This is a genomic window from Paenibacillus sp. FSL F4-0243, from assembly GCF_037963295.1.
Lineage (GTDB): Bacteria > Bacillota > Bacilli > Paenibacillales > Paenibacillaceae > Paenibacillus_AQ.
The window spans coordinates 966,314-988,121 of record NZ_CP150151.1 but is presented as its reverse complement, the minus strand read 5'-3'; the positions used below and the strand labels follow the sequence as shown (position 1 = coordinate 988,121).

General features: G+C 42.8%; 17 protein-coding genes. 7 read left to right on the top strand and 10 right to left on the bottom strand.

Annotated features, from left to right (window positions below; genetic code table 11):
- Positions 1–124 precede the first annotated feature (124 nt).
- The 6 genes from thrC to NSS87_RS04300 all read right to left on the bottom strand — a co-directional run bounded on the left by thrC (position 125) and on the right by NSS87_RS04300 (position 7,259).
- Complete coding sequence (gene thrC / locus NSS87_RS04325) at positions 125–1,513, bottom strand: threonine synthase (RefSeq protein WP_042185043.1); 1,389 nt, start codon at positions 1,511–1,513, stop codon at positions 125–127.
- Between the two features lie 103 nt (positions 1,514–1,616).
- On the bottom strand, positions 1,617–2,120 hold the full coding sequence (locus NSS87_RS04320) for a CYTH domain-containing protein (protein ID WP_076283838.1): 504 nt from the start codon (positions 2,118–2,120) through the stop codon (positions 1,617–1,619).
- Between the two features lie 230 nt (positions 2,121–2,350).
- A complete protein-coding gene (locus NSS87_RS04315; RefSeq protein ID WP_339245038.1) occupies positions 2,351–3,337 on the bottom strand; it encodes a phosphotransferase in 987 nt (328 codons plus the stop codon).
- A gap of 76 nt (positions 3,338–3,413) precedes the next feature.
- Complete coding sequence (locus NSS87_RS04310) at positions 3,414–3,962, bottom strand: GNAT family N-acetyltransferase (protein WP_339245036.1); 549 nt, start codon at positions 3,960–3,962, stop codon at positions 3,414–3,416.
- A gap of 90 nt (positions 3,963–4,052) precedes the next feature.
- Positions 4,053–5,027 (bottom strand): phosphotransferase, encoded by a 975-nt coding sequence (locus NSS87_RS04305; protein WP_339245034.1) that lies wholly within the window; start codon positions 5,025–5,027, stop codon positions 4,053–4,055.
- Positions 5,028–5,207: 180 nt separating this feature from the next.
- Positions 5,208–7,259, bottom strand: coding sequence for a beta-galactosidase (locus tag NSS87_RS04300; RefSeq protein ID WP_339245031.1), 2,052 nt, complete (start codon positions 7,257–7,259; stop codon positions 5,208–5,210).
- Between the two features lie 170 nt (positions 7,260–7,429).
- Between NSS87_RS04300 and NSS87_RS04295 the strand changes: the two genes are divergently transcribed.
- Entirely contained in the window at positions 7,430–8,263 is an 834-nt protein-coding gene (locus NSS87_RS04295) for an AraC family transcriptional regulator (protein WP_076283833.1), read from the top strand.
- Between the two features lie 70 nt (positions 8,264–8,333).
- On the opposite strand, the gene NSS87_RS04290 is transcribed toward NSS87_RS04295, so the two are convergent.
- Both NSS87_RS04290 and NSS87_RS04285 read right to left on the bottom strand, forming a co-directional pair.
- The gene (locus NSS87_RS04290) at positions 8,334–9,257 is read right to left on the bottom strand and encodes an alpha/beta hydrolase (RefSeq protein WP_339248427.1); all 924 of its coding nucleotides are present in this window, start codon (positions 9,255–9,257) and stop codon (positions 8,334–8,336) included.
- Between the two features lie 268 nt (positions 9,258–9,525).
- Positions 9,526–12,078 carry a glycoside hydrolase family 2 protein gene (locus tag NSS87_RS04285; RefSeq protein ID WP_339245028.1) on the bottom strand — a complete coding sequence of 851 codons (2,553 nt, stop codon included), beginning with the start codon at positions 12,076–12,078 and terminating at the stop codon, positions 9,526–9,528.
- 320 nt (positions 12,079–12,398) lie between these two features.
- On the opposite strand from NSS87_RS04285, the gene NSS87_RS04280 reads away from it, so the two are divergent.
- The 6 genes from NSS87_RS04280 to NSS87_RS04255 all read left to right on the top strand — a co-directional run bounded on the left by NSS87_RS04280 (position 12,399) and on the right by NSS87_RS04255 (position 19,723).
- Positions 12,399–13,751 carry an extracellular solute-binding protein gene (locus NSS87_RS04280; RefSeq protein ID WP_339245025.1) on the top strand — a complete coding sequence of 451 codons (1,353 nt, stop codon included), beginning with the start codon at positions 12,399–12,401 and terminating at the stop codon, positions 13,749–13,751.
- A 107-nt stretch (positions 13,752–13,858) separates the two neighbouring features.
- Positions 13,859–14,752: a sugar ABC transporter permease gene (locus NSS87_RS04275; protein ID WP_339245022.1), complete on the top strand. Its 894-nt coding sequence runs from the start codon at positions 13,859–13,861 to the stop codon at positions 14,750–14,752.
- Positions 14,753–14,754: 2 nt separating this feature from the next.
- Complete coding sequence (locus NSS87_RS04270) at positions 14,755–15,588, top strand: carbohydrate ABC transporter permease (protein WP_339245019.1); 834 nt, start codon at positions 14,755–14,757, stop codon at positions 15,586–15,588.
- A 30-nt stretch (positions 15,589–15,618) separates the two neighbouring features.
- Positions 15,619–17,472: a sensor histidine kinase gene (locus NSS87_RS04265; protein WP_339245017.1), complete on the top strand. Its 1,854-nt coding sequence runs from the start codon at positions 15,619–15,621 to the stop codon at positions 17,470–17,472.
- Positions 17,473–18,972 carry a response regulator gene (locus tag NSS87_RS04260; RefSeq protein ID WP_339245014.1) on the top strand — a complete coding sequence of 500 codons (1,500 nt, stop codon included), beginning with the start codon at positions 17,473–17,475 and terminating at the stop codon, positions 18,970–18,972.
- Positions 18,973–18,985: 13 nt separating this feature from the next.
- Complete coding sequence (locus NSS87_RS04255; protein WP_339245012.1) at positions 18,986–19,723, top strand: fused MFS/spermidine synthase; 738 nt, start codon at positions 18,986–18,988, stop codon at positions 19,721–19,723.
- A gap of 83 nt (positions 19,724–19,806) precedes the next feature.
- Here NSS87_RS04255 and NSS87_RS04250 read toward each other — a convergent pair whose 3' ends face one another.
- Together NSS87_RS04250 and NSS87_RS04245 are read right to left on the bottom strand one after the other, a co-directional pair.
- The gene (locus NSS87_RS04250) at positions 19,807–20,694 is read right to left on the bottom strand and encodes a sugar phosphate isomerase/epimerase (RefSeq protein ID WP_339245009.1); all 888 of its coding nucleotides are present in this window, start codon (positions 20,692–20,694) and stop codon (positions 19,807–19,809) included.
- Between the two features lie 38 nt (positions 20,695–20,732).
- Positions 20,733–21,761, bottom strand: a complete 1,029-nt coding sequence (locus NSS87_RS04245; RefSeq protein ID WP_339245006.1) for a LacI family DNA-binding transcriptional regulator — start codon at positions 21,759–21,761, stop codon at positions 20,733–20,735.
- Between the last annotated feature and the right edge of the window lie 47 nt (positions 21,762–21,808).

Genomic DNA, 21,808 nt, shown 5'->3' with positions numbered 1-21,808 from the left:
TCATCTTTTGTCGATATCAAACTATTCATAGTAAACAGCGACATTATTTGTCGAAAGATGCAGTAAAGAGGCTCCCATTCTTAACTTAAGAACAGGAGCCTGCTGAGCCATATGGACTTACAACTTATTTATAAAAAGCCTGCAATTGACGCACAATTTCATCCTTGTCATGATCCACTACGGTTTGGTGTTGTGGCATCTCGAACAACGCTTTAATTTGTGCCGGGAACTCCTGCTTAATGTCAATCAGAGTAATCGCCTCGTCAAACTTAGCTGGATGTGCGGTCGCAAAGGTAATCCCAATCTCATCCGAGCCATTAAAAGCTTCGTAAGCTGCGATTCCACATGCAGTATGCGGATCAAGTAGGTAGCTATATTCTTTTTGATACTTAGCAATTGTATTCAAGCATTGATCATTCTTCACGCCAAGCGCTGCAAAATCCTTCTGCACCTGCTGAAGCGCCTCGCCTTCAACCGTAATCTTGCCCTCGGTTTGCAGCTTGGACATATACGCGGATAGTTTCTCGGAATCCTCGCCTACCAAATAATATAGATAACGCTCAAAATTGCTCGCCACTTGGATATCCATCGAAGGACTGTATGTGCTTGTGAAGCTGCCCGGTTTGTATTCACCCGTGTTCACGAAACGCTCCAAGATGTTATTTTCATTCGTAGCAATAATCAGTTTGTTAATTGGTAATCCCATTTGCTTCGCCAAATATCCGGAGAAAATATTACCGAAGTTGCCGGAAGGCACGCTGATGTTAATCTTTTTCTCGCTGCTGCCATCGACATGCAAATATGCATAGAAATAATAGACAGTCTGCGCCAGAATACGTACAAAGTTAATGGAGTTGATCGCACGCAGATGATAGCGACTCTTAAAGTCGAGATCCGCGAACAGATCCTTAATCACCTTTTGGCAATCATCAAAATTACCATGAACAGACAGGTTCAGTACATTGCTGTCATCAACCGTAGTCATCTGCAGCTCCTGCACTTTACTAACCTTTCCATGCGGATGAAGAATACAGATCTTGATTCCTTCTTTGCCGCGGACACCCTGAATCGCAGCCGCCCCAGTATCCCCCGAGGTTGCTCCGAGGATGTGGATGATCTTGTTCTGCTTTTTGGAAATATACGAATACAGCTCACCCATAAACTGCAGTGCTACATCCTTGAAGGCAAAAGTAGGGCCATGGAACAATTCTAATACATACAGGGAATCATTCACTTGGTGAATAGGCGTTACTTCTGGCGTGCGGAAATTGCCATAACTAGTATTGACCATTTCCTGCAAATCTTCTAAAGGAATCTCATCATTAGTGTAATAGGCGAAAATCTTCAGGAACAATTCCTGATAGCTAAGACTTCTCCACTCTTCTAAAGTAGCTGCTGAAACGACAGGAATCTCGGAAGGAACCATCAATCCGCCGTCATCGGCAAGTCCCATCAACACCGTATCGATAAAGCCTTTAGGTTCCACATTGCCTCTTGTGCTTATATACTTCATGCTCATCCTCCTGAACCCCTCTATATACTATATATAATTATAAGTTTCACTTAATCGTTGCCTGTTTTCCCTATATACTACCACGTTTACGCGCTAAAGTCCGTTAATTCTTTGTCTTATTTTGCAGCTCTTTCCAGACGGTTTTGTTGCTGTACTGCCGTTCCGTGCTGACATCCTTGCCGAACCATTCCGGCGCCTTGAAGCTTTCCGCTTCCTCCAAAGATTCAAATTCAACCTCCAGAACGGACAATTTCAACTGAGAATAGACATCGATCTCAACCGTTGTGCCATTCCACACCGCCGTAATCCGCTCTTTGACCAAGGCTACCGCATTAACCGCCTCAATCATCTGATTATATAAACCCTCTGAGATAAAATATTCGATCTCTTCGCGCTTGATCCCTTTGCCATCCTTAAACGTGTGTGTATACGTTACCTCACCTGAGTCCAGATCCGTAATTTTACGCACACGCAGCTCTTGTCCGCCGTCTATCGCCAGATAGGTCTGATCGATATTATGCCGGGTCACAATCTTCAATTCGCCTTCTTGAATAAGTTGCTCCGGAAATTCCGGCAGCAGAAACTTGCGTTCGATCTCCAAAGCCATGATGTTTCGCTCCTCTTCGTGCCATTTATTTTATATTAATAATCATCATAGGGGTGAGACAAACCCAAGTCAATGTAGATTATGGGGAAAAAAGTCTTGTTCTTATCGAATTACCTCAATAATAGAAACAGCGGCAGTCATGGACGTGGAGACAAAGCCCTAGACTGTCGCTGTTTAGTTGAGCAATAGTTACCCGTCAGCTTAACGAATAGTGGTTAATTTTACGCTGTCTAAAGATTTCCTAACAAAGCGGACATATTTTTTTGATTTTCCGCAAGCCAAATCATTTCCTTCGCAAAGCGAGCTGGCGGTACACTATGTTGATCCATGTTAGCATTAATCCACCATGTGCTTTCCATATACCACAACAACTGTAATGAATGTGTTAAATAGCCCTCTACCACGTCGCGTTCCTCACTGTACCCTTCCATAAACGCCGAAGCCAGGGAGACATCTAAATTATCATCTAAGGCACATGACATCACAGCACGAGCTACATCAAGCTGCGGATAGTCATATTTTAGTCGATCAAAATCTAGAATTGCAGATAATCCGTTATCATTAAATAAAAGATTATCTACCCAAAGGTCACGATGTGCCCATCCTGTTTGAAGTAATCCGAGTAGTTCTATATTCATTTCTTCAGTAGCTTTAAGTTGAGTTTCTATATCAGCAAGCAGCTGAGGTTTACCAAGTCCCTTAGTCTTTTCCCAAACGGAGTTCCAATGTGCTAAACGCTCCTCACGACTTGGAGGAATAAATTGCGGACTATTTTTAATGCCAAGTGTCCCGTCATTTAACAATCGATGCATTTTTCCTGTTGCTCGACCTAAATCATATATTTGATGGACATTGATTTTACCTGGTGAAATTAGTTTTCCCTTGCAATACTCCATCACCAGGAAGCGTTCTCCATTTTCAGATTCAAGCAAAATACTTTCATTCTGTGATAACACTTTGGGGCACGCTAGATCTTGGTCATACAATCTAATCTGTTGAGAGAGTGCTAACAATATCTCCTCTGACTTATATAATTTATATCTTTCTTTATTGTATTGTTTAAGTATCAATTCCCCTGCATCCGTCGTAACTTTCCACTTTAAGTTTAACCAGCCTCGTTTTATCGAAGTAGTTTCAATTACATTCAAACCGAATAAACGATGAAATGTTTTTAGTAGGTCATCCAAGATCATTTCCTCTGTTAATATTGTCTCCATCTGGTCAACTCCTATATTTATAGTGAATAAGTTTTTATTCCTTATGGAGACCTATATAACCTCTGGGATTAAATAATCAATCTGTTATTAATTTTGAATACATATTGAGATCTATAAACTTTCCGTTTACTCTTTCATACCTTCTTAAGGTTCCCTCAAACATAAAGTTCAGCTTTTGCAAGACTTTTACTGAATTCACGTTTTCGGGTTCCACTTTTGCTTCGATTCGATTCAGCTTCAAAGTTGAGAATGCGTAATCTAACAAAGCACTTATAGCTTCTGAAGCATAGCCTCTTCCCCAAAATGCTCTAGCAATGTCATATCCAATCTCCGCTTTCTCATTTTCAAAGTCTAAGGAATTAAAACCACAAGAACCTATGATTTCATTGGATTCCATTTCAATTATAGAGAAACGAATAGCTTTGTTAGCTAGAGAAAATTCATCAAGAAGTTTTATCATATCTTTTGCCTGATTTTCATCAGTAAAACTATCAATATTCATGAACTTGGTAACCTCTGGATCAGACCAAATTTTAAACAAACTTGGTGAATCCGATACCTTCATTTTTCTTAAATGTAATCGTTCTGTGTGTAACTCTGTAGTTAACATTATTTTTACCTCCATTAAATTTTAATAGTTGGTTTAAAAATAATGATCTCTGCGCATAGTTCAGTCCCTTCATTTTTCATTCCCCATTAGAATATCACACCATCGTTAAAACGAATAATATACCTCTTTCCCCTCAAGAAAATCCCGACATAACGTACTGCATATTTTGGAGGCGTGCAATTTTATCCAACCGTTCCTCTCAGGGTCATGAATAAAAAATACGTAACTAATAAAAATATCCATAAATATTTGTCCTTCAATGTACCGAATCTCATCAAGCGAAAAGCTTGATTTAGAAGCATAACCCTCCAAAAGCGTTTTGCGCAGCTCACTTTTCAACATGGAAGATGCAGAGCCCAAATCAAACAGGTAGTAACCATAACCAAATAAACAATAATCTATTAAGATAGGATTTTGTTCTGACACAACGACATTGCCCAGTTGAAAATCAGCATGAATGAATCCCCATGAATTGTCCCTAGCGTCTAGCTCTGCTAATTGTTCTTTTACTACGAGTAGAACGCTACTAATAACTTCGTAATCCTCCTGATTAAGGGCTCCTTTGTCTGTTCCCTTTCCAAGTTCTATTAAAGTTTCATCAATCTTTGTGACATTGTATACAGGTCTATGTAACTCCAAGGGCATTAGCGTTCGTGAGAATTCATGTAAACTAGCAAGATTTCTACCTAATCTATAAACAATCTGTTCAATGTTATCTTCATCTTGGGTTAGCGTCGAGCCTTCGATCCATTCTAAAAGAGTGGCCAAACTAGCCCCAAATTGCTCCGAACTATATTCAGTAACCAGTTCCCCTTTTTGATTTAGAACAGGTCTTTGAACTTTTAGTATGTTCTTCTGATCGATTTCTCGCAGAAAAAACATTTCTGCCTGTAATCCATCTCGAGTATGTTGTAAGCCTGAGAACCCTTCAGATATTGGTTTATGTATACGTAACAAATAATTCTTATTATCCGTTTTGTCGGTCACTTTAAATGTAATATTCTCATTATGTCTAATAAATTCAATGATTGGATCGATGAACGAATACTGCAACAATACTTTCTCAGCTTCAATGATCATAAGACTTCCCTCCTTCAAATCTAGAATATTCTTTATATTGTACCTGTTGCTCGTTGTATTTTGTTGGAATTAATAACTATATTTAAAAAGTATCCTTTTGAATATCTTCTATAAAAAAATAGAGTTACATATTAGTTCTCTAATACGCAACTCCATTAATATCATTATTTATTCATAGCGTTAATGTAATATCAATACACCGAAGCCTTCCAAAGTAACCTCACCCGATAATGTTGTTCCGCTCAGTAAATCCGTTTTGGTCTCATGAAGATGGATCGCGACAGGAGCTTCACTATAATTAAGCAAAAAAGTATAACTGGAAGAAGTCCCGTTACGAACTTGCAGCTCTACATCTTCAGGGAGCACCAGCCAATCTACTGGCGACTGCAGGCTGACTTGATCTATGATTATGGACGCTGCTTGTTCATTAAAGACTGCTCCGTAATACCAAACCTCGCCTTTGCCGCGACGATTTCTTGTAACCGCCGGTTTTCCCGCATAATAGTCCGAGGCATAGACCGCCATGACTTCGACCGAATCATCCTCAATCTGGAGAATATCATTAAAATCATCTGCCCCAGTAACCCCTTCTGCCGCACCCGACCAGCTAATCGTCGTTGGCTGACGACTACCTTTAACCATTGTGAATTCTTCGACTGTGATCCCGCATAGATCTCTAGCAGCACCTGGGAAAGGACGCATATAACATTGGCCGCGTTCATCCTTATAGCCGGTTCTGCATCCGAAGATCAGTTTTCCACCTTGCTGAACGTATTCATCCAGAAGCGACGCTGTCTCATCTGTCATAATTGCCGGGTGAGGATAGATAAGCACATCGTACCGTGCGAGCTCTTCCAGCGTCGTCTTTTTGCGTAAATAGAGTACGTCATTCGGGATATGCTTCTGCTGGAGTGCCTTGTACCACTCCTTATTACTCTTCCACATAAATGGACCATGCCACACATCATACTCTCCATCCCACTCATTAGCATAATCACGAACAATAGCAACGTTAGCCTGATTACGGGTGCCGATAAGTGCTTGCCCTGCCCCCGCCAGCTCTTGACCAATCTGTCCCGCTTCCCGTACTCTTCGGTTCGGCTGGTTATGGTAGTCGTTAATGCCATGCCAATAAATTTCATTGCCCATCGTGGCTGTCCGCCAGCGGAAATACAGCACCATATCTGCGCCATGAGCGATCGATTGATAGGTCCATAACCGCATCTGTCCCGGCTTCGGAGATGGCATATCCATCCGGTTCACCCAGCCACCCGGTCCCGACTGCTGCTCCATAATACAGAAATTAGGGGAAATAGAACGGACAACAGATAATGAAAGTCCCCAGCCTCTGTCATTCAGCGGATTCCGCTCATTCGGATCATAAAAAATAGTCGAGAACTGCGGATAGGAATCATAGCTGAAGAAATCCAGTAATTCATCCGTCAATTCATGGCTGTCGAGATGCCCGAACAGACCGTTCGTTGTTACCCACTGCTTAGGGGCAAGTTTACGGATGATGTCCGCTTGGTTTTCGGCAAAAGAAATCGTATTATCCGATATAAACCGCTTTTCATCCAAAGCCTGATGGGGATTGGGCTGCTTGGGTGACGGGGTAGGACGCGGAAGATACACCTGAGACCAATCACTATAACTCTGATTCCAAAAAACAGCCCCCCAAGCCTCGTTTAGCCGCTCAAGCGTGACATATTTCTGCTGCAGCCATTCCCGGAAAGCCTTATGGTCACTCTCTGAATAAAATTCACTGATCTCGCAGTTGAGCTCATTATCAATTTGCCAACCGACCACACCTGGATGATTGCCATAATGTTCAGCCATCTGTTCCGTAATCCTAGCACACAGCTCACGGTATTTTGGGCTACTGTAATTATAATGACGGCGCATGCCATGCTGAAGGGTAACACCTTCATACGTCACGTTTAATACTTCTGGATACTTATGGGTCAGCCAAGCTGGAGGTGTTGCCGTCGGCGTACCGAGCACAACCTGAAGACCATGTTTATGAGCTAAATCAATCGCCCGATCAAAGAGCCCGAACTGAAATTCACCCTGGACTGGTTCAAAAATAGACCAAGCAAACTCCCCGATCCGAATGATTGTAAAGCCTAGTTCTCGCATCCGGCGATAATCGTCCTCCCACATACTTTCCGGCCAGTGTTCCGGATAATAACAGACGCCAAGCTCGAATTTATCTGTTGCGACAGGTTTCTTCATGATTACCTCCAAAGTATTAAAAATATGCTTTCAGTATTTCATAATTCTATTGTAGTATCAGTATTAATAAGGCTTATATAACAAAATATTGCGATCATATAACTATCTTGCGTTAATTACCTTAATCCAACTAGCGCTCTGATGCGCGACAGAAATGAGTGCCATATAACATGAAGAAACAATGGTATTTGCCGACGCCAGCTTTTTCAAAATATGTCTGTTATCCTGAATTTTTGGGACATTACAGTCACTTTCCACAGCATACCGAGAGAAGAAGTGAAGGATTCCTGGGAAGCTATAACCTGCATTTAATCTTTGGTGGGGAGGGTTATGTATTCCATGAGGGCGAACGTATTCCGATGAGCAGAGGACGAGGGTTTCTTTACCCTAAAGGGGCCTACCAGCAGTACGGCTCTGATCCCGGAGAGCCTTGGGATGTTCGTTGGGTTCATTTTAGCACTCAAATTGTACTCCCCTTATTAGAAGAAGTGGACCAGTCTAGTGCATACCTGTTCACTTTTGATTTGGACGCTAAGCTGGACGAGCTATTCGAGGAAATGTACTTGCTGAGCGCTTCCTATGTAACACGTAGTGAGCCAAGGCTATCCGCGCTTCTGTATGAGCTTCTAGTGAAATTGCTACAGAATTCCGAACCGCTTCACGGCTCAGTACCGCACGAGGTCAGGCAGTCTATCCGCAGTGCCGCAGATATCATTCATGTCGAATGTGCCCGTCCTTGGTCACTGGAGTCGATGGCAAGACTAACCGGGTATAGCAGCTATCATTTTCTACGGCTGTTCCGAATGGTTATGGGCAAAACACCAAACCGTTATTTAACGGATTGTCGACTGGCCAGAGCCAAGCTTCTACTGGTTTCTACTGGACTCTCCATTGCTCAGGTTGCGACTCAGTCCGGTTTTGCCCAGTCCAGCTATTTCATTAAAGTGTTCAGAACGTTCGAGGGGATGTCCCCCGTAAAGTACCGTCAGGCTTTTGGATCATAATTCCTTAAACGAGAAAAAACCGAACGACAATCAGAGAAAACCCTGAAGTTCGTTCGGCTCAAACAGTCATTTACTTAGCTTCTTCCATAAATACTCTGAAGTTTTCTACGATCTCTTTTGCTTTAGTACGATATAAATAATGTCCTTCTTCAAATGTCAGCACTTTTCCATGTACAGAGTCTTTTACTTGCTTTTCATGCTCTGGTATCCATCTATCCGTTGCTGGTTGATTCGCTTGTATAAAGAAAATAAGAGGAAGATTTTTAGGAAATGTTAAGCTTTCAGCTGATTTAAAATTAGAATACATCATTCCAGCTTCATTTAATTGGGTGGGATTAAATATGTTTTTGCGATTGATCAGTCTCATTTGTTCTTTTGTTTTATCATCAAATGGTAGTTCAGCAATGGGGTCAGCACTAAATTTCATTTGCAATCTGATTAAACCTGATTTTTTGAGCAGATTTATAGTTCTTAATTCCGAAGCTTCGATCTTCATCTCGCTTATCGATGGAACACTACTATCAAGCCCGACAAATGCACTCACTTCATTTTCATACTTGTTAACATAATCTAGTCCATATATGCCTGAAATAGAGTGGCCCATTAGAATATAACGGTCAATATTAAGAGCCTGTAAAGCTTCATGAATTTCACTTACAATATTCTCCGTGCTGCGCTCCTTTTTGGTCAGATCACTTAATCCATACCCAAAAGGCTCTATCATGACAACTTTGTAAAACGGCGACAGTTCATCTATTAATGCTTTAAAATCAAGAGCTGGCGCTGCTGTGCCATAACCCGGTAGTAGCACGACTGTTTCTTCACCTTTTCCTTGAATATAAACATTCATGTTTTTCCCATCTACGGGTACTAACTGACCATAGGGTTCTATTTTATTTTGTTCCGATTTATTGCTGATCAAATTAACTGTATATACGATGGCGAGAAAAAGCATGATTGCTATGATTATTGCCCCTATTACTTTAAGTATCATGTTTAGTATTTTACTTGTTCTCGTGCCCACCTTTGTTGTTATTCCCTCTTTTATTTTCACTCGTATCTTCTCCTGTCATCCTCTGTGTATTGGACTGCCCCATCCGACTGCTAAGGTAAGACTAACCAATGAAGATGTACTCCCCATGACGTTAACATGAACGGGGTATGAATAGGAAAAACAACATTTATACCAGCACACAAAAAACAAGCCAAGAGCCGAGCTCATGGCTTGTTTCCTTTTGAAATAAATTATCTCTCCTTAAGATTTACAGTAAATCTTCGCTCACAAAATCAACCATCGATTGAACCTTCAGTCCCTTAGGAGCTCCTGGAATCCAGTCCCTTCCATCGTTCCCGCGTTCCGAGAACGTTATCGTCTTGGGCTGCCCTGGGAGAAGATCAAAGTAATTGTCAGAGAATATTCCTTCATCTTCTGAGGTCAGGTATACGCCTCTAGCTAATACATCGCTTGTCACAGTGAAGCTTAGACCTCCGCTATCTGGAGTTTCCATTATGTTAATTACTGAACGCTGCAACCGAATTTCTTTTTCCGGGATAAAATAGTGCACCTTACGATCTATCATCTCGCCATTAGCCTGCAAGCTGATCTCAAGCAATACATCGTTCGATCCATGACCTTCTAACAGTTCCGTCACTGGAGACGAGAATACGATAGCCGCTGAATCGGCTCCCAGCTCAACGGGATGTGTCCACTCTCGCAGTGTCGAACCGTTAAACTGATACAATTTAAGCCCCAAATCAGCGGTGACTGCTGTTCTTAAATCAGATACGACATGAACGTCAATCCGCTCACGGTCTGTACCGTCAATAGACAACAGAACATCTTGAAAGCTTGAGCGCACGGTATATTGCAATGCTTTCCAGCGTCCGTTGTAATCCATCCCCGCCCAAGAGGCGACCGGCCAGCAATCATTCATTTGCCAGTATAAAGTGCCCATACAGTAAGGTTTATTTCTTCTGTGACTTTCAATCGCGATTCGAATCGCTTCGGCCTGGAGGATTTGACTCATATACAGAAATGATTTAAAATCCTTCGGCTGCGGCAGATACATATCCATGTATTCCTTGATCAGCAGATTTCCGCGTCCATTCTTCTGATGCGCCAGCATCACCTCTGAGGTAAGCTCCAAATCCTGCTCTTCAGCATAGCTCATTACGGTCTTTAGTTCCGGGAACGACTGGAATCCGTATTCACTCATAAAGCGGCCAACCTTGGTATTATAATTCTCAAAAGGCTCAATCCCGTGCCACACGCCCCAGTAATGCACATCCCCATCGCCCACAATCCGCGTCGTGTGTTGATTCATATCTCCAGTCAAATTCCGCATCGGTGAAGACGGCCAATAGTCCACACCTGGATGGAACGCGGCTACAGCCTCCGGTAGAATCCGGTGGAATATTTCCTCATAATCAGCCCACATTGTAGCTCTTTGCTCCGCGCTGAGTTTTTCTTTCCAGCCCCAGCCCATATTTTCCTCGAACTGTGACCAGGCCGAATCAATCTCGTTATTGCCACACCATAGGGCGATGCAGGGATGATTGCGCAATCTTTTGACGTTATACTCAGCTTCTTTCTTCACATTTGCAAGAAACGCATCATCTCCCGGATACATGCTGCAAGCGAACATGAAGTCCTGCCAGACCAACAGCCCGTATTCATCACAGAGCTTGTAAAATATCTCCTCTTCATAAAAACCGCCACCCCACACTCGCAGCATATTCATGTTTGATTCTGCGGCCGTGGCAATTTCATGCCGATACCGATCTTCGGTAACTTCTGTGATGAAGCTGTCATTCGGAATATGATTGGCACCTTTGGCGAAGACCGACACACCATTCAGTACAAAAGAAAATGAAGTCCCTTTCGCATCATGCTCCCGAATCAATTGAATGCTGCGGAGACCTGTTCTTACACTTTTGCTAACTTCAACTTCCTTACCTTTCACCAAATCCGCTTGGAATGTATATAAATGTGGCTCGCCCAGCCCTCTACACCACCAGAGCTGCGGCTGATCTACCACGATATCCATCTCTATTTGTTGCTTGCCGCTCTTTAAGGAAACCGCTTGCATCGACTCTAAACCATCAGCACTCATTCGCAGCATTCCCTGCCATGCCGCAGGAGCATCTACTTCAATAATTGCGGTTAATTGAGCCTCTTCCTTTGTGATCACATTTTGGCGGATATAGAGATCTATGATTTGAACTGAATCACGTCCCTTAAGGGCCGCCTTACGCCATATTCCACTGGTCAAGAAACGCGGACCCCAATCCCAGCCGTAATGATAAGGTGCTTTGCGGGCAAAGACACTAATCCGCTGTTCCTCTAGTCCCCCAAGCTCGGATTGATCATTCGGTGCAGGTAACGCATACCCCAGCTTCTCTAGCTTAGGTAGATCCTCTTTAACTACAGAGCGGAATCTCACTAGTATATGGTTTTCACCAATCTTCAACTGATCTTTAACATCCACTCTCCACGCCAAAAACATATTGTCTGCAGCGAGCACATGTACATTATTCACATACACGTCAGCATATGTATCAAGACCTTCAAAAATCAGTTCTGTGCAAGTAAGCTCCAACCACTCTTCACCAAGCTGCAAAGTGGTTTGATATTCCCAATCCTTCTTATCAATCCATTGTAGGTTATGTTCATTTGTTCCATAGAAGGGATCTTCAATCTTTCCGTTCTTCAGTAAATCCGTATGGACCGTGCCTGGCACAGTAGCCGGAAGCCACTCCTCGTCACCACAGCTTCTAAATTCCCACTTCGCAAGATTCATCTCTAGATGTTTCATAATATCCTCCTAATTGCTAAAAGTTTTGTAGAGCATATGCTTCTCCAAGTGACTTCGTACAAAACTCACTTCGGAAGCGTTCGCTTAAGTTTTGTAAGCCTATTCATCTTTCAAAATAACATACCTCTTCTAGCATTTCATTGAATCCACTTGTTATTCTTGGTATTTTGTTATCCATTCGTTAGGTATACACTAATTATAATCGTTCAAACAAAACAAATAAAGACAATAAATAATAATACAATACATTTCTAAACGCTTTATTTAAAGCTATAATGTTCATGTAAACGCTAACAAAATAATGAAAAGGGGATTAAGTTATGAGAAATAAGTTATTTTCGTTATCTTTTGTTATGGTTATGATTTTATCATCAACGCTTGCTGGCTGCGGCTCGAACAATGGCAACAGCACCAATAACGGGGCTTCTGCAACCGATAAGCCCGCAGTGACTAACACAGAGACTACCGGCGGTGACACAACAAGCAACGCAACAGCCGAACCTGCAGCAGGAGCTGACATTAGCGGCAAAATCACCTTCCTGACTAACAGAACAGACATGATTGGCAAAGAATACGATGAATATTTAAAGCGCTTTAATGAAAAATACCCGAACGTTAAAGTCGAATTCGAGGCTTCCCAGACCGACTATAATCAACAGGCTAAAGTCAGAATGGCCAGCGGCGAGCTTCCTGACGTTATGTTCATTCCTACCATTCCTAACTCCGACTTACCGAAATACTTCGCTTCACTGGATGATCTCGGCCTGAACGATCAAATCACCTTTAAAGACTTCAAATCCTTTGATGGCAAGCTGTACGGAATTACCACAGGGAACTCTACATCCGGGATTGTTTATAACAAAAAAGCATTTACGGATGCTGGCATCACAGAAACCCCTAAGACTTGGGATGAATTCCTGGCTGCCTGCGAAAAGCTGAAAGCAAAAGGTGTCATTCCGCTGTCCTCTAACTTCAAAGATAAATGGCCACTGGGTACATGGGCTTATGATACTCCGCGCCTAATTGCAGGCAACCCCGACTTCCCTAATGAGAAGCTGAACTCTGAAACACCATTTACCATGGACAACGGCTATGGTAAAGCCTTTAGCCTGCTCAAGGAGCTCAACGAAAAAGGGTATCTGGAAAAAGACATCAACTCCACCAACTGGGAGCAATCGAAAAAAGACATCGCTTCTGGTAAGTTCGCCATGTACTATCTCGGCAACTGGGTCATTAACCAAGTTATTGGAGTAGGAGCTCCTTCAGACGATGTTGGCTTCTTCCCGTTCCCTTATGACAATTCAGGTAAACCATCCGCTACTCTTAGCCCTGACTTCTTCTATGCTGTTGCTAAAAACAGCAAAAATTTAGAAGCTGCCAAAGCTTTCGTAAAATGGATGATTGAGGATTCCGGCTATGAGGACTTCGCGGGCTTTATCTCCCCACTAAAAGGAAAAGAATCTAATCTGGCTCAGCTAAAAGAATTCCAAGCTACCGGAGTAGAGTTAGTAGAAGGAACTGTTGACGATGCGAAGGTTACAGAAATCGGCAACAAGGCACAATTAGATCTCCCTGCTGTTGTACAGGAATTTGTGCTTGCCAAAGATCCGCAAACTGTATTAGACAAATGGAATAAAGCCTGGGCTAAAGCTAAGAAAGATCTCGGCTATTAATACAAACTTTTGACCAGAAGTACAACACGGTGCAAAATGGATTATCGCCCTTACGGATAGTCCATTTTGCCTTTCTATACCAAGCTTTTATGAAAGAAGGGCTAGCGATGTTCGGAACACTTTCCTATAACAAACAAAAAATGATAATCATTGTATCATTCCTTACGATCCCATTGTTGCTCCTTGCGACATTCACGTATTATCCAGCGTTTAAGCTGATTTATTACAGTTTCACCAATTGGGATGGCTATAGCCCAGAGAAACCATGGGTCGGACTTGCTAATTACCGCGAGGTCTTTTCTAATCCTGATATTTTCAAAGTATTTACACATAACTTTGCTTACTTCGCTATGGGAATTGTTCAGAACATAGTCGCCATTTATTTTGCGGTTGTTCTTAATAGTAAGCTCAAAGGGAAAAACGCATTCCGAATCTTACTTTTCCTTCCTTACATCATGAACGGAGTTGCCGTTGCTTTTATGTTTGGTTATGTCTTTGATACTACTAACGGATCTCTGAATATGTTCCTGAATAGCATCGGTCTAACCGGACTAGGACAGACCAGCTGGCTTGGAACAGAAGGACTGGTCAACTATTCTCTGGCATCCACAGGATTTTGGCGTTTCATGGGTTATAACATGGTCATCTACATCGCCTCCTTGCAGGCCATACCAAACGATATCTATGAGGCTTCAAAGATTGATGGTGCTGGACCTTTCCAAACCCTTTGGAGAATTACTTTACCGAATATGAAGCCAGTCATTCAGCTTAACTTATTTCTTACCGTCACAGGAGCACTGGAAGTCTTTGATCTCCCGTTCGTATTGACCAAGGGTGGTCCTGCAGGCGCCAGCGAAACTTACGTACAGAAAGTTGTAGACACTGCATTTGCTTACAACAACTATGGTCTCGCTTCTGCCATGAGTATTATCTTGCTCTTCTTTGTCGTCATCGTACTATTAGTACAGCAACTAGTTCTTAGCCGGGGAGGAGACAAATAGACATGACAAACTCCAAATTCCGCTTTACAGATGTTATTAAATACTTCTCGCTAATCATCGGCGTATTTGTCGTGCTTTTCCCTCCTTATGTAGTTATCGTAAATGCCTTCAAATCGACTGATGAATTTAACAGTAGCAGCTCCATGACACTGCCAAAAAGCTTTTTTAATTTCGATAATTTCATTGCGGTGTTCCAGCGTGGAGGTTTACTTAACGGATTTGGTAACGTATTAATTATTATAGCTATTACTTTAATTCTGAACATTCTATTTGGAACTATGGTAGCATTTGTACTGGGACGCTTCTCTTTTAAATTAAAACCTGTTGTCTTTGGTGCTTATCTAATAGCCACTATCATTCCTAGCATCACGACGCAAGTAGCCACTTTTGGTATCATCAAAAGCATGGGGCTTTATAATACACTCGGCGCCCCTATCGTGCTATACATCGGAGCAGATGTGATTCAAATTATTCTTTATTTGCAATTTATCCGTAACATTCCCGTGGATCTAGATGAGAACGCGATGGTAGAAGGTGCATCTCTTTTTAAAATCTATCGCTCGATTATTTTTCCATTATTGACGCCGGCTACGGCTACTTTGATTATTTTGAAGACGATTAGTATCTATAATGACATGTACATCCCTTATCTATATATGCCAAAACAAAGCCTGGGCGTAGTTACGACGATCCTGATGCGTTTTCAAGGGGTCAATTCGGGCGAATGGAATTTGATCTGTGCGGCCATTCTGCTTATCCTGCTCCCCACAATAATTCTATATTTCTTCCTACAACGTTACATCTTTGAAGGCGTAACCAGCGGCGCAGTTAAATAAGGCAGTTCACTTTAAGAAAGGATAACGCAAATGGTATCATTCATCCGGCTAGCCTTACGAAAAATGTGGTTGTTCCTTGCCAATCTTCCGATGGAGCGAAAACTGATCGTCATATTTGTCTTTCTGATCTCGCTTCCAATCACTTATGTTAGTTATTTGTCCTCCCGCTCCATGTTCAATTCTGTTCTTATGAATGCAACGGAAGGCGCGAACCAAATGACATCGAATGCCTCTGATACCATTGACCGTTATGTTGCCGATCTAAAAAGATACACAGCGCTACCGCTGTATAACACCGATGTACAATTCTACCTAACTCAGCAAAATACCGACTGGGATAAAAGTACTGGCATGGCGATGTTCCTGAGCTACTTGAAGCATACGAAGGAAGAGATCATCGCCGTGTACATGGTGGATCAATACGGTTCTGTTTTTTATGATAGAGTCCCCGGGATCCACGAGCTGTATCCTGAAGAACGACTAGCCGAATGGAGAACCTTAAGTGAAGAAGCTGGGGCCGCTCCTGTCATTCAAGGCAGACATACGATTCGTATAAACTCCAATGTCCATAGAGAGGTTTTCAGTGTACTTCGCACCATTAATTCTGTAAGCACGCTAGATAATATAGGAATTCTCGTATTTGATGTAGACATCAACTTGTTTAAGGGGATCATTGATCCCGTAAACGCAGTTACACAAGGCAACACACTAATTGTAGATAATACCGGAGAACTGATCTATGACGGTGAAGACGCCTCAAATACGATGCAAACCGGTGAGGGGCAAAGTCTGAACACGCAGCTTTTGCTGCAGCATGTGAATCAGCAACAGGATCATTTTCAAATAGAAATGAATGGCCAGTCTTATCTTGCAGTGTATACCGTCTCGAAACAGACAGGTTGGACGACTATGGTTACGATTCCTTTGGCCCGGATCCTGTCACCTGTACAGAAGAATCGCAATGCTCTTATATTAACTACACTGATCATTATTGCTTTTGCACTTTGTGTTGCGACGTTCATCTCACATGCGCTGACCAAACCCCTTAAATCTTTAGTCCGTCTAATGAAACGGGTACAGCACGGTAATCTAGATGTCTGGCAGCACTCCAAATATAATGATGAGATTGGAATGCTTGGCAGTCATTTTAATCGGATGATCATAAGGGTCAAGGATCTGCTGCAGGAAGTATCCCTCACCGAGAAGCGTAAGCAGAAGGCTGATATGAGGGCACTTCAGAATCAGATCAATCCCCATTTTATTTATAATACGCTGGAGTCTATCCGTATGCTGGCAGAGAGCAACGATGACCCCCGTGTAGCGAAACTCACCTATTTGCTTGGACTTCAGATGCGTTACAGTATTGTCCGAAGCGAAGAAGCCGTTACGATCAGACAAGAGCTGGATCATGTACGAAATTATTATCATCTGCTACAAATCCGGTTTCCAGATAAGTTCAATCTACACATTGATGTGCCAGAGAAATTTCTACATCTTCCTGTAATCAAGCTTGTCTTCCAACCCATTGTGGAGAACGCAGTTTTTCATGGCTTAGATCAAAAAGTAGGTCTCGGCACCTTAAGCATCACCGCATGGAGTGAGCATGGAAATGTCGTATTCTGTGTAGAAGATGATGGCATCGGTATGGATGCAGCTACCCTTCGTTCCTTAAATAATAGTCTGCAAAATGGGACTGAAAGTGAAATGTTTGGTATTGGCCTACGAAATGTGAATGAGAGAATCCGTCTGCATTACGGTAGCTCATTCGGGCTCCTTGTAGAGAGTAAGCTCGGAGTGGGTACTCGTGTTACGCTGCGCATTGAGGACATTACCTTCACTACTCATAGTGAAGATGATATGAATTACGGAGAGGAGATGCTCTGATTGCTGCATATTGCAATTGTTGACGATGAAATCCTGATCCGCGAAGGTCTGGCCCGAATGATCAGCAAAGAAAACACTGAATTTCTGGTCATCGGCACCTACTCCGATGGGAAACATCTACTTGACGAGTTACCTTCACTTCAACTTGATGTTGTGATTACTGATATTCGTATGCCGCAAATTAACGGCTTGGAATTAATTAAACAATTAAAAGCCAGTCACCCACAAATCCGCTCCATTCTAATGAGTGGATTTGTTGAATTTAATTATGCCAGAGAAGCCATACGCAGCTCTGCAGTAGACTATTTATTAAAGCCAATCGATAAGGAGCAATTATTCGAGCTGCTTTATCAATTAGAGGAAGAGCAGCAGTTCTCTCGTGACAAGGAGGTACGTCACCGTTCTGGTCTCTTACTGACCCTTCTTCAAGGCGACGAGCCCCCTTCACCCTTGCTTTTGTCGAGCCTTACTTTGCCCCAGCCTTATTTCTCAGTCTTTGTGTTCAAAGGAAGATCAAGAGAACCCGTCTGTTTTTGTGTAGACAGTCTGCGGCAAGTGATGGCATTTAGTATCGACAGCTTAGAGATTCAAAATGGACTGCATGTCTGTATCCTGTATTCTACAAAGCAACTCTCAGACAGCGATAGGAATGAAATCGGCGACAGAATCCGTATCTCTGCCAATGGTATGATACTGCATGTAGGTACTAGCAGTTCCTATAATGATACCGCCAAGCTTAGACAAGCATATCTAGATGCTAAGTTAGCCTGCAGCGTCGGCATCTATAATCCTGACCGACTGCACTATGCAAATATTCAGAACATTCAGCAGTCTGAGATAAATATCCTTGAGCCTTTTAATGCGATCAAGGAACCATTAATCCATGATCTGCAGATCCTGAATATGGAGGGTGCTTTAGAACGCGTGCATAACTTATTCTCAGTGCTGAAATCACAACAAGCTGTGCCCGATCAAATTCTCCGTGTCTGTCGATGGGTTATTGAATCTGCGCAGAAAGAATTGCAAGAATTTGAGGCCCTCTACAAAGGTGCACCCAATCTTGGGCTGGATGAAAGCATCGCGTCCAGTATGAGCTTCAGTGAAATCGAGCGTAGTTTTACCAACCATTTCTCAAGCATTCTATTTGAGATCAGAGCCCATCGCCTAGAGATGTCCGGTACAGCTGTAGAAACCATAAAGCGCTGGATATCAGCCAACTATAATCAGCATGCGGATCTGAACACCTTAGCGAATATGGTTTTTTTGACACCAAGCTATTTAAGTAAGCTGTTCAAACAAGAGACTGGACTTACATTAACGGACTACATCACGGAAATCCGGCTACGTAAAGCCAAGCATCTGCTTAAGAATGCCCCTGACCTAAAGATTCACGAGATTGGAGCAGAAGTTGGATATGGCGATCCTGCCTATTTCAATAAGCTTTTTAAACGTGTAGTCGGCGTTACACCCAATGAATATAAACGAATTTCTATCGTATAAGGAGTTTGATCACTTGCAATCACAGATTCACACGAGCAGCGATAATCATGAAATCACCGTCTATGACACCACAGATCTATACGGTGAACAAGGTGCGTTCCGCGTCATGCAGTTTTCCAATCAGGCCATTCAAGGTGCGATGGATCTCAATCACCCAGAACGAGTTGTGTTTGAATATCCGCGAGCCATCATTCACTTGATGGAATGCAATGCTCCCTCTTTCGAGGATGCCTTTCTTATAGGTCATGGGATTGGAACGATTGCTGGGCATTTTATAGACAAAAGATTTAAAGTAGCTGAGCTAGACAGTGAAGTAGTCGAATTAAGCCGCCGCTATTTTGGATACAACCAAGATAACGTAGTGATCGGGGACGGACGTCAGATCCTTGAAGGTGAAGAACCACAGAAATATGATTACATCATCTTGGATGCTTTCACCGCCGCGGGCACGCCGAGGCACTTAATCTCCAGTGAATTTTTCAGCATCGTGTATTCAAAACTGAATGCCAAAGGGTATCTCCTAATGAATCTAATGGGAAAAGGTGAAAATGACCCACATATTAATGCGATTCACACCACGCTCGCGGAAGAATTCACCTATATCAAATCCTTTTCACTGCCTTCAGATGGGGCTGCGGATATCAAAAACATCATTATTATAGGTGGATTTAAGCCGATCCGCTTTCAAGCTCGCCACATGGCAGGCTTGAAAGAAATCCAGCTTGGTCAAGGATATCTTATTCGGGATTAAAGTTATGCAAATAAAAATGACCTCACCCTCCACTTCACTGTGGATTTTGAGGTCATTTTTGGGTTGTTACTATCTGATATCCTTTACACCGGATTAGGGACAAAACTGCCACCTCGGCAATACTTCAAATAATTTAGAGCATGTACTTGTCCAGTCATTTCTAGTTCACCCTGATAGACAGGATCATGCCAGCCTTCAATATCAATAGTTCCCTTATAGCCGGCTTGGCGCAGAATCGAGATGATATCCACCCAGTTCGTATCTCCGAAGCCAGGCGTCCGGTCCCACACATAAGACTTAGGTCCGTGAATTCCGTATTCCTTGACGATATCCCAGGCAATAGTGGCATCCTTGCCATGTACATGGAATACCTTATTCACCCATTTGCGTAGCTGCGGAATCGGATCAATGAGACCTATCAGCTGATGGCACGGTTCCCATTCCAGACCCAGATTGTCTGCCGGTACAGCATTGAACATTTTCTCCCAGGCTGAAGGATTGTGAGCGATGTTCCACTCTCCGGCCTGCCAGTTTCCACCCATAGAGCAATTTTCAAAAGCAATTCTTAAGCCACGATCGGCTGCCCTTTTGGACAATTCACTAAACACCTCTGCAAATCTCGGAATCGACTCGTCAATCGAAGAACCTGGAAGACGTCCAGTGAATCCGCCGATAATATCTGTGCCGAATAAATGGGCATGATCAATCAATCGCTCCCAGCTGGCGAGTGTGTCAGCGTTGTCGCCTGTTCCTGAAAGTGGATTGCCATAAATCCCAACAGAAGAGATGACAAAATCATGTTCAGCAGCCAGTTCCCTAAGTCGTGCAGCTGTTTCTACAAGATTGGCTTCACCTGTGGTCTGCCAAAAGTTCAGGTTAAAGGATTCAAAACCATGCTGAACGATTTGCGGAATCACGGTGACGGCCTCCCCGCCACGAACCAGAGTACCTATTCTCAATGTGTCTTGCATTTGGGTTACCACTCCAATGATAGCGTTTATAGTCAGTATTAAACCTTAAGTGTTTTGAGCATCTTGCAAGAGCCTCGCTTGAGCAATACCGCATCGTAGACAATATGCTGATGACCTGACCGTCCAGAAATTAGATCAAACAGAACGCCCACGCTGGATAAAGCCATTTCTGTACCCGGTTGGCTGATCGTATCAAGTGAAGGATGAAAATATTCAGCCATTTCGATCCCGTCAAAGCCAATGATTGAAATATCATCCGGAATAGACAACCCTGCAGTAAGCACCGCTTTGGCAGCACCAATAGCAATCGTGTCGGAGGCTGCAAATATTGCGGTTACTCCCTTATTCCTTTTAAGCAATCTTCGCGCTGCATCAAATCCAGAGCTAGGACTGTATTCACAATCTTCCACAAGCTGTGCATCATAAGGCAGATTATGTTCTTCCAGTGCTTTTTTGTAGCCCAAATAACGCCGGTTGCCTGTCGTTTCATCCAGTAATGGGGACTTGGCTAGAAAACCAATATTCTCATGCCCTAGTGATATCAAGTAATTGGTGGCCTTATAAGCTTCCTTCAATTCATTAATGGTGACACTGGAAAAAATATCAGGGTCCACCTCTTGTGTGGAGGTGATCGTCGTCAGTACAAAAGGAACCGTCAGCTGCTTGAATTTCTCTTCGGAATGATTGTAGGTTCCGCCCATGAAGATGATCCCGCATAGATTCTTTTCTTTGGTCAGCTGAATCGCCGCATTAATTTCATCCGTTCCATCCTCTACCTGATGAATGAGGAAAGGGTACCCTCGCAGATTAGCCTGCCGCTCGATTTCTTTGATCATATTAGAGAAGAACGGATTCGTAATCCCCTTAACCATAAGTGCAATGTTCTTAGACTCCGTAGTTTTTAGATTTCTCGCATTGGAATTGGGAATGTAATTGTATTCCTTAACAACATTCAGAACCTTTTCCCGTGTAGCCTTGCTCACCAGCCCCTTATTGTTGATGACCCTGGAAACCGTCGAGATGCCCACACCGGAAATCCGCGCGATATCCTTGATATTTACGTCCACTATACTCCCCCACTTATAAGTAAGGGAGCTATATGCTACTATAGCTC